Source organism: Mycobacterium gordonae (genome assembly GCF_017086405.1).
In the GTDB taxonomy this organism is placed as follows: Bacteria; Actinomycetota; Actinomycetes; order Mycobacteriales; family Mycobacteriaceae; genus Mycobacterium; species Mycobacterium gordonae_D.
Genome location: NZ_CP070973.1, coordinates 1062686 through 1076243 on the forward strand (window position 1 = coordinate 1062686; position 13558 = coordinate 1076243).

Annotated in this window: 13 protein-coding genes; 8 read left to right on the plus strand and 5 right to left on the minus strand. The window is 68.9% G+C overall.

The annotated features are described in order from the left end of the window. Window positions 1–9: 9 nt before the first annotated feature. The 5 genes from mshA (at window position 10) to regX (ending at window position 4710) form a co-directional block, all read left to right on the plus strand. On the plus strand, window positions 10–1329 hold the full coding sequence (gene mshA, locus JX552_RS04560; RefSeq protein ID WP_431195919.1) for a D-inositol-3-phosphate glycosyltransferase: 1320 nt from the start codon (window positions 10–12) through the stop codon (window positions 1327–1329). Next, on the plus strand, window positions 1326–1835 hold the full coding sequence (locus tag JX552_RS04565; RefSeq protein ID WP_205876294.1) for a type III secretion system chaperone family protein: 510 nt from the start codon (window positions 1326–1328) through the stop codon (window positions 1833–1835). Before mshA ends, JX552_RS04565 begins: the two co-directional genes overlap by 4 nt. Before the next feature lie 13 nt (window positions 1836–1848). After that, window positions 1849–2604 (plus strand): phosphoglyceromutase, encoded by a 756-nt coding sequence (locus tag JX552_RS04570; RefSeq protein ID WP_205876295.1) that lies wholly within the window; start codon window positions 1849–1851, stop codon window positions 2602–2604. Window positions 2605–2738: 134 nt separating this feature from the next. Next, on the plus strand, window positions 2739–3974 hold the full coding sequence (locus JX552_RS04575; RefSeq protein WP_205876296.1) for a sensor histidine kinase: 1236 nt from the start codon (window positions 2739–2741) through the stop codon (window positions 3972–3974). A 52-nt stretch (window positions 3975–4026) separates the two neighbouring features. After that, window positions 4027–4710, plus strand: a complete 684-nt coding sequence (regX, locus tag JX552_RS04580) for a two-component sensory transduction protein RegX (protein WP_055578713.1) — start codon at window positions 4027–4029, stop codon at window positions 4708–4710. On the opposite strand, the gene JX552_RS04585 is transcribed toward regX, so the two are convergent. From JX552_RS04585 to JX552_RS04595, 3 genes are read right to left on the minus strand one after another with little or no spacing between them, the layout of a single operon-like run. Further along, entirely contained in the window at window positions 4707–6584 is a 1878-nt protein-coding gene (locus tag JX552_RS04585) for a GMC family oxidoreductase N-terminal domain-containing protein (protein WP_205876297.1), read from the minus strand. The two genes, regX and JX552_RS04585, sit on opposite strands and share 4 nt — an antisense overlap. Continuing rightward, on the minus strand, window positions 6581–6922 hold the full coding sequence (locus tag JX552_RS04590; protein ID WP_205876298.1) for a hypothetical protein: 342 nt from the start codon (window positions 6920–6922) through the stop codon (window positions 6581–6583). Before JX552_RS04590 ends, JX552_RS04585 begins: the two co-directional genes overlap by 4 nt. Next, window positions 6919–7905, minus strand: a complete 987-nt coding sequence (locus tag JX552_RS04595; protein ID WP_205876299.1) for a tocopherol cyclase family protein — start codon at window positions 7903–7905, stop codon at window positions 6919–6921. Before JX552_RS04595 ends, JX552_RS04590 begins: the two co-directional genes overlap by 4 nt. 74 nt (window positions 7906–7979) lie before the next feature. On the opposite strand from JX552_RS04595, the gene JX552_RS04600 reads away from it, so the two are divergent. Beyond that, window positions 7980–8693, plus strand: a complete 714-nt coding sequence (locus tag JX552_RS04600; protein ID WP_205876300.1) for a FadR/GntR family transcriptional regulator — start codon at window positions 7980–7982, stop codon at window positions 8691–8693. A gap of 24 nt (window positions 8694–8717) precedes the next feature. Here JX552_RS04600 and JX552_RS04605 read toward each other — a convergent pair whose 3' ends face one another. Then, window positions 8718–10520, minus strand: a complete 1803-nt coding sequence (locus JX552_RS04605; RefSeq protein WP_205876301.1) for a PE family protein — start codon at window positions 10518–10520, stop codon at window positions 8718–8720. 122 nt (window positions 10521–10642) lie between these two features. Further along, the gene (locus JX552_RS04610; RefSeq protein ID WP_205876302.1) at window positions 10643–11422 is read right to left on the minus strand and encodes a DUF3109 family protein; all 780 of its coding nucleotides are present in this window, start codon (window positions 11420–11422) and stop codon (window positions 10643–10645) included. 129 nt (window positions 11423–11551) lie between these two features. Here JX552_RS04610 and JX552_RS04615 point away from each other — a divergent pair, with 129 nt between their 5' ends. Both JX552_RS04615 and JX552_RS04620 read left to right on the plus strand, forming a co-directional pair. Then, window positions 11552–12571, plus strand: coding sequence for a Ppx/GppA family phosphatase (locus tag JX552_RS04615; RefSeq protein WP_205876303.1), 1020 nt, complete (start codon window positions 11552–11554; stop codon window positions 12569–12571). Then, window positions 12568–13557, plus strand: a complete 990-nt coding sequence (locus JX552_RS04620) for a hypothetical protein (RefSeq protein WP_205876304.1) — start codon at window positions 12568–12570, stop codon at window positions 13555–13557. The genes JX552_RS04615 and JX552_RS04620 overlap by 4 nt, the downstream gene beginning before the upstream one ends. Window position 13558 lies beyond the last annotated feature (1 nt).

The window sequence follows — 13558 nt, forward strand, 5'->3', positions numbered from 1 at the left end:
GATGACAGTGTGCGTTACGACGACGAACCACGCCGGGTAGCCCTGCTCGCGGTGCATACCTCGCCGCTGGCGCAGCCCGGCACCGGAGACGCCGGCGGCATGAATGTCTACGTGCTGCAGAGCGCATTGCATCTGGCCAAGCGCGGCATCGAGGTGGAGATCTTCACCCGGGCCACCGCATCCGCCGATCCGCCGGTGGTGCGGGCCGCGCCTGGCGTGCTGGTGCGCAATGTCGTCGCCGGGCCGTTCGAGGGCTTGGACAAGTACGACCTGCCGACTCAACTGTGTGCCTTCGCCGCGGGCGTGTTGCGCGCCGAGGCCGCGCACGAGCCCGGCTACTACGACATCGTGCACTCTCATTACTGGTTGTCCGGTCAGGTCGGCTGGCTGGCCCGAGAGCGCTGGGCGGTGCCGCTGGTGCACACCGCGCACACGTTGGCCGCGGTGAAGAACGCAGCGCTGGCCGAGGGGGACACTGCCGAGCCGCCGTTGCGCACGGTGGGCGAACAGCAGGTCGTCGACGAGGCGGATCGGCTCATCGTCAACACCGAAGACGAAGCACGACAACTGATTTCGTTGCACCGTGCGGATCCGGCCCGGATCGACGTGGTGCATCCCGGGGTTGACCTGGAAGTCTTTCGGCCGGGTGACCGGGCGGCCGCCCGGGCCGGGCTGGGACTTGCGCCCGGAGAGCCGGTGGTGGCCTTCGTCGGGCGCATCCAACCGCTCAAGGCGCCCGATATCGTGCTGCGGGCGGCAGCGCGCCTGCCGGGCGTGCGCATCGTCGTGGCCGGCGGACCATCCGGCAGCGGCCTGGCGTCACCGGATGGTTTGGCGCGCCTCGCTGAGGAACTCGGCATCGCCTCGCGGGTGACCTTCCTGCCGCCGCAGTCCCGTACAGATCTGGCCGCGTTGTTTCATGCGGCGGATCTGGTTGCCGTGCCGAGTTATTCGGAATCGTTCGGCCTGGTCGCGGTGGAGGCGCAGGCGTGCGGCACGCCGGTGGTGGCGGCCGCGGTGGGTGGGCTGCCGGTGGCCGTGCGCGACGGCGTCACGGGCACGCTGGTGTCGGGGCATGACGTCGGGCAGTGGGCCGACGCCATAGGTCACCTGCTGCGCGTCAATTCCGGACCCCAGGGCTGGGCGATGAGCCGGGCCGCGGTCAAGCATGCCGCCGGCTTTTCCTGGGACAACACCACGGACGCGCTGCTGGGCAGCTATCGGCGCGCGATCGACGACTTCCGCGCTGGACGTCAGCGCCGGGTACGCGATCTCGTCTCCAAGCGCAAGCCGAGGCGCTGGTCGGCCCGGCGGGGGGTGGGCGCATGAGTGTGGAACAGGTGATCGAGGACGCGCTGCGGGCCAGCGAGCTCATTTACTCCAAACACTCCGGCGCGCACGGCGGGTTGGCGGGGATCATCGTTGAGCTGCCGGGGGAGCGCAAACTCAAGACGAACACGATTCTGAGCATCGGCGAGCATTCCGTGCGGGTCGAGGCGTTCGTGTGCCGCAAACCCGACGAAAACCACGAGGGCGTGTACCGGTTTCTGCTCAAGCGCAACCGTCGCCTGTACGGGGTCGCCTACACCTTGGACAAGGTCGGCGATATCTACCTCATCGGCCGGATGTCGCTGGCCTCGGTTGACGCCGACGAGCTCGACCGGGTGCTGGGTCAGGTGCTCGAGGCGGTGGATTCGGACTTCAATACGTTGCTGGAGTTGGGTTTTCGCTCTTCCATTCAAAAGGAATGGGAGTGGCGGGTATCGCGGGGTGAGTCGCTGAAGAACTTGGAGGCGTTCGCGCACCTGATCGACGAAGACGACGAGACCGCGTGAGAGACTTGCCGGCATGGGAGACACTGCCACGCTGGTGCTGCTTCGCCATGGCGAGAGCGAATGGAACGCCCTCAATCTTTTCACCGGCTGGGTCGACGTCGGACTGACCGAGAAAGGGCGCACCGAGGCGGTGCGCGGCGGCGAGCTGTTGGTCGAGCAGGACCTGCTGCCCGACGTGCTCTACACCTCGTTGCTCCGCCGCGCCATCAGTACCGCGCATCTGGCCTTGGATGCCGCCGACCGATTGTGGATCCCGGTTCATCGCAGTTGGCGACTCAACGAGCGCCATTACGGCGCGCTGCAGGGCCTGGACAAGGCGGAGACGAAAGAGCGCTATGGCGAAGATCAGTTCATGGCCTGGCGGCGCAGCTACGACACGCCGCCACCGCCCATCGAGAAGGGCAGCAAGTTCAGTCAGGACGCCGACCCTCGCTACGCGAACATCAACGGCGGGCCGCTCACCGAATGCCTGGCCGACGTGGTGGCGCGCTTCCTGCCGTACTACACCGACGTCATCGTTCCGGACCTGCGCACCGGAAAGACGGTACTGATCGTCGCGCACGGCAACTCGCTACGGGCGCTGGTCAAGCATCTGGACCAGATGTCCGACGAGGACGTCGTGGGCCTGAACATTCCCACCGGTATTCCGTTGCGCTACGACCTGGACGCGCAGCTGCGCCCGAAGGTGCCAGGTGGTACCTATCTGGACCCGGAGGCGGCTGCCGCGGGTGCCGCGGCCGTGGCCAGCCAGGGCGCGGCGAAAGGCTGATTGCGGCCCGCAACGGACCGTCGGCTGAACACCGCGTTAACGGCAGCGGAACACCTGCACCGCGACGTGTGACTTGTCCGAATTTGGCCGCGCTCCGCTAGGGCGGTGTTCACCCGATTTGTAGGATTTTGGATGTGACTGTGTTCTCGGCACTGTTGCTGGCCGGGGTTCTGTCCGGACTGGCACTGGCCGTAGGCATCGTGGTGGGCGCCCGGCTGTCGAGGCAGGCAGGGCAACACCGCCACGGCGCCGCCACCGACGGGACGGGTATCACCGTCGCCCAGATGCTGCAACGCATCGTCGCCCTGATGCCGATGGGTGCCGCAGTGGTGGATACTCACCGCGATGTCGTCTATCTCAACGATCGTGCCAAGGAACTCGGTTTGGTGCGCGACCGGCAGCTTGACGACGCTGCCTGGAAGGCCGCGCAGCAGGCCCTAGGTGGTGACGATGTCGAGTTCGACCTCGCGCCGGTCAAGCGGGCGGGCGGCAGGTCCGGACTGTCGGTACACGGGCACGCCCGGCTGCTGAGCGAGGAAGACCGCCGATTCGCCGTGGTGTTCGTCCACGATCAGTCCGACTACGCGCGCATGGAGGCGACCAGGCGCGATTTCGTGGCCAATGTCAGCCACGAACTCAAGACGCCGGTCGGCGCCATGACCCTGCTCGCCGAGGCACTGCTCGCCTCCGCCGATGACACCGAGACGGTCCGGCGCTTCGCCGAGAAAGTCCTGATCGAGGCCAACCGGTTGGGTGACATGGTGGCCGAGCTGATCGAGCTGTCGCGCCTGCAGGGCGCCGAGCGGTTGTCCAACGTGACCGATGTCGACGTCGACACCGTGGTGTCGGAAGCGATTTCACGCCACAAGGTGGCGGCGGAGAACGCCGACATCGAGATCCGTACCGATGCGCCCAGCGGTCTGCGGGTGCTGGGCGACCAGACCCTGCTGGTGACCGCGTTGGCCAACCTGGTGTCCAACGCGATCGCCTACTCCCCGCGCGGATCCCTGGTGTCGATCAGCCGGCGCCGGCGCGGCGACAATATCGAGGTGGCGGTCACCGACCGGGGCATCGGAATCGCGCTGGAGGACCAGGAGCGGGTTTTCGAGCGATTCTTCCGCGGTGACAAGGCGCGGTCGCGCGCCACCGGGGGCAGTGGGCTGGGGCTGGCCATCGTCAAGCACGTCGCGGCCAACCACGGCGGCAGTATCGGCGTGTGGAGCAAACCGGGGACCGGATCGACGTTCACGCTGTCCATTCCGGCGTTCGGCGGGGATGGTGCGCCGGACGACATCAATCAAGAACCTGAGCAGTTGCTGGGTCGTGAGGTCAGGCCCAGGCCACAACGAGAGGAAGAACTGAGTCGCTGATGACGAGCGTGAACGACGATGCCGAACGTGGCGATGAGGAGGAGTCGCGCAGATGACTAGCGTGCTGATTGTCGAGGACGAGGAGTCGCTGGCCGATCCGCTGGCGTTTCTCCTGCGCAAAGAGGGCTTCGAGGCCACGGTGGTCACCGACGGCCCCTCGGCGCTGGCGGAGTTCGATCGGTCTGGGGCCGACATCGTGCTCCTGGACCTGATGCTGCCCGGCATGTCGGGAACCGACGTGTGCAAGCAGCTGCGTGCGCGCTCCGGTGTGCCGGTGATCATGGTGACCGCCCGGGACAGCGAGATCGACAAGGTGGTCGGTCTGGAGTTGGGCGCCGACGACTACGTGACCAAGCCGTATTCGGCACGCGAACTGATCGCCCGCATTCGGGCGGTGTTGCGCCGCGGCGGCGACGACGATTCCGAGATCAGTGACGGAGTCCTCGAGTCGGGTCCGGTCCGGATGGACGTCGAACGGCATGTCGTCTCGGTGAACGGCGACGCCATCACGTTGCCGCTCAAGGAGTTCGACCTGCTGGAATATCTGATGCGCAACAGCGGGCGGGTGCTGACCCGGGGACAGCTGATCGATCGGGTCTGGGGTGCGGATTACGTCGGGGACACCAAGACGCTCGACGTCCACGTCAAGCGCCTGCGTTCGAAGATCGAGGCAGATCCGGCCAATCCGGTACACCTGGTGACGGTCCGCGGGCTGGGCTACAAGCTGGAGGGTTAGCCCGCCGCGACCACCTCGTCGGCCACCGCCAGCGCCAGCGCCATGATCGAGACCTGCGGGTTCACCTCTGGGCAGCTGGGCAGGATCGAAGCGTCGGCAACCCACACGCCGTTCACGCCGCGCAGCCGGCCGGTCGAATCGACCGGGCAGACCTGCTCGTCGGATCCGGCGGCCGCGGTCCCCGTCGGATGGAACGCGGCCAGGTGCAGGCTGCGCGGGTTGGTGCGGGCGAGCAGGTCCCGCAGCTCGGTCTGCGATTTCACCGTCGGCGCACCGGGCAGGCCGGTGAGCACCTCGACCGCGCCGGCAGCGAACAATAGCTTGCCGATGGCCGCCAGAGCCACCCGCAATTTGGCGATGTCGGCCGGCGCGATGTCGTAGCGCACCACCGTCTCGCCGCGCACCGAATGCACCGAACCGACACCTTGGTCGGCCACCATCGCGCCGAACGTCGCGACCTGGGGTGCCTGGTCGAGCCAGCGCAACAGCTCCGCGCCGTAACCCGGGTACACCATCGACCCCATGCCGGGCGGGGTGGACGTCGCCTCGATCAGCACGCCGTCGGACTCATGGAATTCGTGGACGGCCGCGCTCTGCAGCACACCGCGCCAGGCATAGACGTCGTCGTCGAAGCGCCCGGCCAGGACCGAGGCCGGATGCAGCGCGAGGTTGCGACCCATCCGCGGATGTTGTCCAATGCCACTGCGACGCAACAGCATTGGTGTCTCCGTCGCACCCGCTGCGACGATCACGGTAGCGGCGAGGATATCGATCGCGGTGCCGTCGGGCCGGCGGGCGCGCACACCGCGGGCCCGACCGCTCTCGACCAGCACCCGTTCGGCGCGCGCTTCGGAGATGATGCGCGCCCCGGCCGCGCAGGCCTGCGGCAGCACGTTGAGGTGCACCCCGAATTTCGCGTTGTGCGGACAGCCGATAGCGCACTGGCAGCAGCCTTCGCAGCCCGGTGCGTTGCGGGGGATGGGCGCCGCTTGCCAGCCCAGTGCGCCGGCGGCGTCCAACAGAAGGTTTCCGTTGCGGCCCATCACGTCCAGTGGCACCGGTGCGACCCGCAGGGTGCGCTCAACCTCGTCGAGGTGCACTCGCAGCCGGTCCGGGTCGGCGAACCCTAGACCGAACTCGTCGCGCCAGTGCCGCTGCACGGCATCCGGCGGGCGAAAACAAGTGCCCGAATTCACTACCGTGGTGCCTCCGACCGCTCGGCCCATCGGCAGCACCACCGCGGGGCGACCAAGGGCGATCGTGGTCCCGGCGCCCCGGTACAGACCGGCGTAGCGGTCGATCGGGTGAGTGGTGCGGAACTCCTCGACCGTCCAGCGACGTCCCTCCTCCAGTACGACGGTCCCGAGACCGGCCCGGGCCAGGGTGCGGGCCGCCATCGCGCCGCCGGCACCGGATCCGACGATCACCACATCGGTGGTGACGACAGAGGCGCTGTCGGCTGAGCGGGTGAGCTCCAGCGCCGCATCCGGGCGTACCACGGTGGCGTCCTGGGCGCGCGAAAGCAGTTCGGCTGCATAGGTATCGGCGCCATTGGCCAACAATCCGATCACCTTCATGCCTTCGACCGCGGCACCGGCATCGGCGTTGAGCGCCGCGATGCGGTGCAGTAACCGTTCGCGTTCGCCGGGCTCGAGTCGCGCTAGCGACCGGCCGGTGGTGAGGTAGCTCGCCGCCGCCAGGGAGGCCAGGCCGGCGCGCACCGCCATTCGTGATGTGGGCGGCATTCGCTTCAGATATCGGTCGACGCGTTGGGCGAACTCTGCCGCGGTAGGCCCGCCGTGCTCCGGCGGCAGGAGCGCGGTGCCGAAGGAGGCTATCGAGGACCGGCCGACGCGATCGGCCAGCCGGCTCATGACCGTGCCGCCACGCGTCGGCCGAGTGCGCGTCCGAGCTTGAGGAAGAACGGGTAGGTGGCGAAGATGCCGCCGGCCGCGGCGTGTGCCGGCCAGTCCAGCTCGGCGGTGTCCAGGTTGAAAGCGCCTGAGTTCCACATGAAGTCGCGACCGTTCTGGGCGCGGAACGGCCGCCACAAGAAGCCCAGCCCGGGCACGTTGTGGTAAAGGCCGAACGATCCGGCGAAGAACACTCCGAGTACGGCGGCTTCGGCGACATCGCGGCGCTCGGGGGGCAGGCGGCGTTCGATGAGCAGTCCGGAGGCGAACAGCAGTGGTGGATCGAGGGCGAAGCTCATGACGGGATCCTTTCGTTGACGGGCGGCGCCTGCTGTCCGCGCAGGCCGACTTCGGTGTGGCCGGTGCCGATCACCGACCAGCTGCGTTCGACCACCCGAGCGCCTCGAATGCCGTCGCGGCGGCGACTGATCTCGATGTGGACGTCGGCTTGCTCGGTGTTGGTGCACACGCACCCGCCGCCGTCGGGATCGGTGTACTGAAGGCTCACGCAACGTTCCTTGGGCTGATCGACCCGGATCAGCACCTCGCGCCGGCCGATGCGGCCCTCCATCTGCCAGTGCTCGAGACCGAGTGTCGTCCTCATCCGCAGTGACGGCAAAGTGCTTGCGGGCCAGTCTTTCCCGTCGATCCGGAAGCGAATGAAGGCCAGTGGGGACAGTCGGTTGAGGCCGGGCTTGTGCGACACGGCGCTGACGGCCTCCAGCACGTCGCCGTCACCGAGGTCGGCATGGATCCAACCCCAACGCTTGGCGTTGCCATGCCCGTAAATGTGTGCGACGTTGCCGCGCCAGCGGTCGAAGGGAACGTCTGCGCCGTCGACGGTCAGCGAACCGCTGAAGTCGGCGGTGGGGGCCAGCACCACCTGAGCGCCGGGCAGCAGCTCTCGTTCCCACGCCAGGCGGGGAAACGTCCACAGCGGCGCTGCGGTGTCCTTCCAGGACAGGTCCCAGGCCAGCGAACCGGTACGTCCGGTGAGCCGCTCGGGGCCCACCACGGCACCGGCCGCGTCGAACCACAGCGCGCCGGTGGCGGGTTGCGCAGGTTCGGGGCCGAAGCGCTCGGTACGGGGCGGACCCTGCGGTGGAAACCAGGTCACCCAGCCGTGGGCGTACGGCGCACCGACGGTAGGCGCCACCGTCTCGCAGTGCACCCAGAGCCCCGCGCGTGACACCGGGTCTGAGAGCGTCGCGTACCAGACCTCCAGACGCCCTTGCGTACCGCCCCATCGCGGGGCGGCGGCTGATCGCATTTCGTCGTCCACTGCGTTACCTCCGTTCGGACACGCGCACCGGGTTGTGCCTGCTTGGCGGTCAGTTTACGGTATTGGTTGAGCCAATGAACCAATCAATTTCGATTCCGCCGCCAGATCGCCGACGCGTCGACGAGCAGATCGCCGCGTCGATCGCCGACGCCATCCTCGATGGCGTGTTCCCGCCCGGATCGACGCTGCCGCCCGAGCGAGAACTCGCCGATCAGCTCGGTGTGAACAGGACTTCGTTGCGCCAGGGACTGGCCCGCCTGCAGCAGATGGGGCTGATCGATGTCCGGCAGGGCAGCGGCACCGTGGTGCGCGATCCCGCGGGTCTCACCCATCCGGCGGTGGTGGAAGCCCTCGTGCGCAAGTTGGGTCCGGAGTTTCTGATCGAGCTACTCGAAGTCCGGGCGGCACTGGGTCCGGTGATCGGGCGGCTGGCCGCACAGCGCGGTACGCCCGAGGACCACCGGGCGTTGGCCGCAGCCGTGGCCGAGGTGCGGGCCGCAGAGACGGCGGCTGCGCGACAGGCCGCTGACCTCGCCTACTTCCACGTGCTCATCCACAGCACCCGCAATCGGGCGTTAGGTTTGCTGTACCGCTGGGTCGAGGACGCGTTCGGGGGTCGCGAACACGAACTCACCCGTGCTTACGACGACCCCGAGCCCGTGGTGGCAGACCTGCAGGCGATCACCGACGCGGCTACCGCCCGCGACGCGACCGGCGCCGCTGCAGCTGTGGAGGCATACCTGCACGCCAGCGCCCGGCGGATGGTGATGGCCTACCGGGGTTCCTGATGAGGCAGGTCGGAGGCCCGTCGCCTACGGCGTACCGTTCGTCCCGTACCGGCCGTACAACAGTCCACCGGTTCCGCCGGTGCCCCCAGGCGCCAGGCCGAAACCGTTCCCGCCGTTGCCGCCGTCGCCGATCAACCACGCATTGCCGCCGCCGCCGCCCACCGCGTCGAAGTTGCCGCCGGTCCCGGCGTTTCCCCCGGCGCCGCCGTTGCCGATGAATCTGGCGTCGCCGCCGGCACCGCCGCTGCCGACGAAGTTGCCGTTCCCGCCGGTTCCGCCGCGACCGCCATTGCCGAAGCCCGCGGCGGACCCGCCGGCTCCGCCGCCACCGGCAATTCCGTTGGCGGGTGCGTTCCCGCCGAGCCCACCGGCACCTCCGGAACCGAACAAGCCAGTGGCGGCACCGCCCCGGCCGCCGCCGCCGGCAACTCCGCCGACGCCCGAGGCATTGCCGCCGTTTCCGCCGGTCCCTCCGTTGCCGTATAGCAGTCCGCTGTTGCCTCCATTGCCCCCAGCGGCGCCGACGCTACTGTTGGCACCCCGGCCGCCGACGCCACCGTCGCCAATCAAGCCACCGTTGCCACCGTTGCCGCCGCCGACCCCCCCGGCCAGGGCGTTAGCACCAGCGCCGCCGTTGCCGAAGAGGAATCCGGCGCTGGTGCCGGACTGACCGGTGTCGACGCCGCCGTCACCGCCATTGCCGATCAGCACTCCGGCCTTGCCGGCTGCTCCACCCGTGATGCCGAATCCACCGTCGCCGCCGTTGCCGATCAAGAAGCCGGCGGTTCCGCCGCTGCCGCCGGCCCCGGGCAAACCGTTGAATCCGATGCCGGCGCCACCGCCGGCGCCGCCGTCGCCGAACAATAATCCGCCGCCGCCGCCGGCACCGCCGTTGGCGGCGACGCCGGCGACGTTGCCGCCGCTACCACCGGCGCCCCCGGCTCCGCCGTTGCCCCACAACCTCCCGCCCAGCCCACCGGCCCCCCCATTGCCGCCGTCACCCACCGTCAGTCCGTCACCCCCGTTGCCGCCAGCGCCGCCGTCGCCCAACAGCAGGCCGCCCCGGCCGCCCCCACCGCCGCTGGCGCCGGCCCCACCGGCACTACCCCCGCCGCCTCCGGTGCCCCCGCTGCCGCCGGTGCCGAAGAATCCGGCGGCACCACCCGCACCGCCGACGCCTCCGATGTCACCGGGGCCACCCCTGCCGCCCGCGCCGCCATTACCGCCGCTGCCGAACAATCCGCCGGCCGCCCCGTTGCCACCGGCACCGCCGGGGGCTTGGTTCCCGCTGTTCGCGCCCGCCCCGCCGTTACCGCCCCGCCCCCACAGCAGGCCGGCGGCACCACCGTTGCCGCCGGGGCCGGCGGCACCCTGGTTGAGGGTGCCGGAGCCACCGTTTCCGCCGTTGCCGATCAATATCCCGGCGTCTCCGCCGTTTTGCCCGCTGCCTGCCGGCGCTGCCGCGCCGTTACCGATCAGCGGGCGACCCAGCAGGGTCTGGGTGGGGGCGTTGATGACGTCCAGCACAAGCTGCAGGGGTCCGGCGTTGGCGGTCTCTGCGGTGGCATATGACGCCGCGCTGCTCGTGATGGCCGCGACAAACTGCTCATGGAAAGCTGCAGCTCGCAGGCTCAGCGCCTGATAGCTCCGTGCTTGTTGACCGAATAGCGCCGCCACCGCCGTCGACACCTCGTCGGCAGCCGCCGGCAGCAACCGCGTTGTCGTCGCCGCCGCGGCCCTGTTGGCTATTTGGATGGTTGATCCGAGCCGAGCCAGCTCGCTCGCTGCCGGGGCCACCACATCGGGGCTGGACACCACAAAAGACACGGTCGACTCCCTGTCTGCTAGTCCAGGCGCAACCCGAATCGGCCCGGAGCCAGTCGTGCGATATTAACGCCGACAGGTCGGCCGGTGATTCATTTGAGCAAACCTGCTCGGGGAGTAGGCCCCTACTGCGCGGCGCGGGTGGCCGGATGCACCGCGACCAGCCCTAACTGGCTGCGGCGCTTGCACATTGCCGCAAGCTCCGCGTACGCCTTTTCGCCTAGCAACTCGGTGAGTTCGTCGGCGAGGCTTTGCCACACCTGCTTGGCGCCGACGTGGGCGGCCGGATCACCGGTGCAGTACCAGTGCAGATCTGCCCCGCCGGAACCCCAGCCGCGGCGGTCGTACTCGGTGACAGTGGTCTTGAGGATCTCCGTCCCGTCGGGTCGGGTCACCCAGTCCTGACTGCGCCGGATCGGCAACTGCCAGCACACGTCGGGTTTCATCGTCAGCGGCGGGACCTGCAGTTTGAGGGCCTTGCTGTGCAGTGCGCAGCCGACTCCGCCGGGAAACCCGGGGCGGTTCAGGAAGATACAGGCGTTCTTGTGTTTGCGGGTGCGGTACTGCGGCTCGCCGTCGTTCTCGTCGAGCTCCAGGTATCCCTTGCGGCCCAACCCCTTGTCACGGAACTGCCAGTCGTCTTCGGTCAGCTTCTGCACCGCGTCGTCCAGCCGGGCCCGGTCGTCGTCGTCGGAGAGGAACGCCCCGTGCGAGCAGCAGCCGTCGTCCGGGCGCTCGGCGACAGTGCCCTGACAGGCCGGAGTGCCGAACACACACGTCCAGCGGGACAGCAGCCAGGTCATGTCGGCCGCGATGAGGTGTTCGGGATTGTCGGGGTCGTAGAACTCCACCCATTCGCGGGTGAAATCCAGATCGACCTCTTGGCCGGGCCGCCAGTTCGCCACGGGTGCAACGTTAGTCCACGATCCCGATGACCACCGGGCACGTCGGGCCGCCCGCTGTCAAGCCGTCGGCGCGGCGTTGGGCAGCGGGTCGAGAGACGGGGGCGTCGGCACCCCGACTAGGTTGAATCCGTGCGATTGGGTGTGTTGGACGTGGGCAGTAACACCGTCCACCTGCTGGTGGTCGATGCGCACCGCGGTGGCCACCCGACGCCGATGAGTTCGACCAAGGCCACCCTGCGCCTGGCCGAGGCCACCGACAGCTCCGGCAAGATCACCAAACGCGGCGCCGACAAGCTGGTTTCCACCATCGACGAGTTCGCCAAGATCGGTGTCAGCTCCGGCTGTGCCGAGCTGATGGCCTTCGCGACCTCCGCCGTCCGGGATGCGGAGAACTCCGACGACGTGCTGGCCCGGGTGCGTAAGGAGACCGGTGTCGAACTGCAGGTGCTGCGGGGAGTCGACGAGTCGCGGCTGACCTTCCTGGCGGTGCGGCGCTGGTTCGGATGGAGTGCCGGACGCATCGTCAACCTCGACATCGGCGGCGGCTCGCTGGAGATCTCCAGCGGGGTCGACGAGGAGCCCGAGGTCGCGATGTCGCTGCCGTTGGGGGCCGGCCGGTTGACCCGGGAATGGCTGCCCGACGATCCGCCCGGTCGGCGCAGGGTCGCGATGCTGCGCGATTGGCTGGATGCCGAGCTGTCTGAGGCCGGGGCGACGGTCCTCGACGCCGGTGCTCCCGATCTCGCCGTGGCGACTTCGAAGACATTCCGGTCGCTGGCGCGCCTCACCGGCGCCGCCCCGTCGGCCGCCGGCCCGCGGGTGAAGCGGACGCTGACAGCAAACGGCCTCAGACAACTCATATCTTTCATCTCTAGGATGACGACCGCTGACCGGGCAGAACTGGAAGGAGTCAGCGCCGAGCGGGCACCGCAAATCGTCGCCGGTGCCCTGGTGGCGGAGGCGAGCATGCGAGCGCTGTCGATCGAACAGGTGGATATCTGCCCGTGGGCGCTACGGGAGGGTCTCATCTTGCGCAAACTCGATGCCGAAGCCGACGGGACGGCACTGGTCGAGACGTCGGTGCGGGATGCTGGACGTCAGTTAGTTGATCGGAATTCGCCTACCCGATCGAGAGGCAACAAAGCATGACCGAACCAGACTCCGAGGACACCAAGCAGATCTCGGTGGCCGAACTGCTGGCCAGGAATGGGACTATCGGAGCCCCCGCGGTCACACGTCGCCGCCGGCGCCGTCGCGGTGACGACTCGGTGACCGTCGCCGAACTGACCGGCGAGATCCCCATCATCCGTGATGACCGCTCCACGCCGGCGCCGCCACCGGCCGCACCACCGGCACCGCCGCCTCCGGTCGCCGCACCGCCGCCGCCCGCTGAACCCGTTGTCGAGCAGATCCCGGAACCGGCCGTCACCACCACCGCCGAGCCCGAGACCAAGACCGCCTACTGGGCCGAGCCGGAGCCACGCTGGCCCAAGTCGGAGCCGATCGCCACCCGCCGGACCGGCCCCGAGCGCAGCGAATACCCACGGCCGGTTCGCCAGCTACCCGACGCAGGCGACCCTGTCGGGCAGCAGTCCGGCGCCGACAGCATGAGCCCGGATCCGGTGGGGCACTACACCGACGCCTCCGTTGACGTCCTGGACAGCGAGATCAGCGAGGCGGAGGCGCCGGTCGAGGACTCCGCCTACGTGCGCTCCTATCTGCAGGACCCCGACGACGGCGCCGAACACACGCTGTTCGGCGGACAATCGATCGCCGACGAGGTAGCCCGGCGACGCAGCGAGCGCACAGCGGTGGACGAAGACGAACCCGACACCGCCGGTAAAGCGCCGCCGCGCCGCTCCGGAAGCACGGTCGCGGTGCTGGGACGTGCGGTCCTGACCGTGCTGCAGTCCATCCTGGCCGTGGTGTTCGGCGCCGGTCTGTTCATCGCGTTCGACCAGCTCTGGCGCTGGAACTCCATCGTGGCCCTGGTGCTCTCGGTTCTGGTGATCCTCGGTCTGGTGGTCGGCGTCCGGGTGGTCCGTAAGACCGAGGACATCGCCAGCACGTTGATCGCGGTCGCAGTGGGTGCGCTCATCACCCTCGGACCGATGGCCCTGTTGCAAACCGGTTAGG

Excerpts from the sequence above, each read along its gene's own strand:
- JX552_RS04585 (WP_205876297.1), bottom strand. The coding sequence starts at position 6,584 with ATGAGCCGGCTGGCCGATCGCGTCGGCCGGTCCTCGATAGCCTCCTTC.
- JX552_RS04570 (WP_205876295.1), top strand. The coding sequence starts at position 1,849 with ATGGGAGACACTGCCACGCTGGTGCTGCTTCGCCATGGCGAGAGCGAA.
- JX552_RS04590 (WP_205876298.1), bottom strand. The coding sequence starts at position 6,922 with ATGAGCTTCGCCCTCGATCCACCACTGCTGTTCGCCTCCGGACTGCTC.
- regX (WP_055578713.1), top strand. The coding sequence starts at position 4,027 with ATGACTAGCGTGCTGATTGTCGAGGACGAGGAGTCGCTGGCCGATCCG.
- JX552_RS04600 (WP_205876300.1), top strand. The coding sequence starts at position 7,980 with ATGAACCAATCAATTTCGATTCCGCCGCCAGATCGCCGACGCGTCGAC.
- JX552_RS04565 (WP_205876294.1), top strand. The coding sequence starts at position 1,326 with ATGAGTGTGGAACAGGTGATCGAGGACGCGCTGCGGGCCAGCGAGCTC.
- JX552_RS04620 (WP_205876304.1), top strand. The coding sequence starts at position 12,568 with ATGACCGAACCAGACTCCGAGGACACCAAGCAGATCTCGGTGGCCGAA.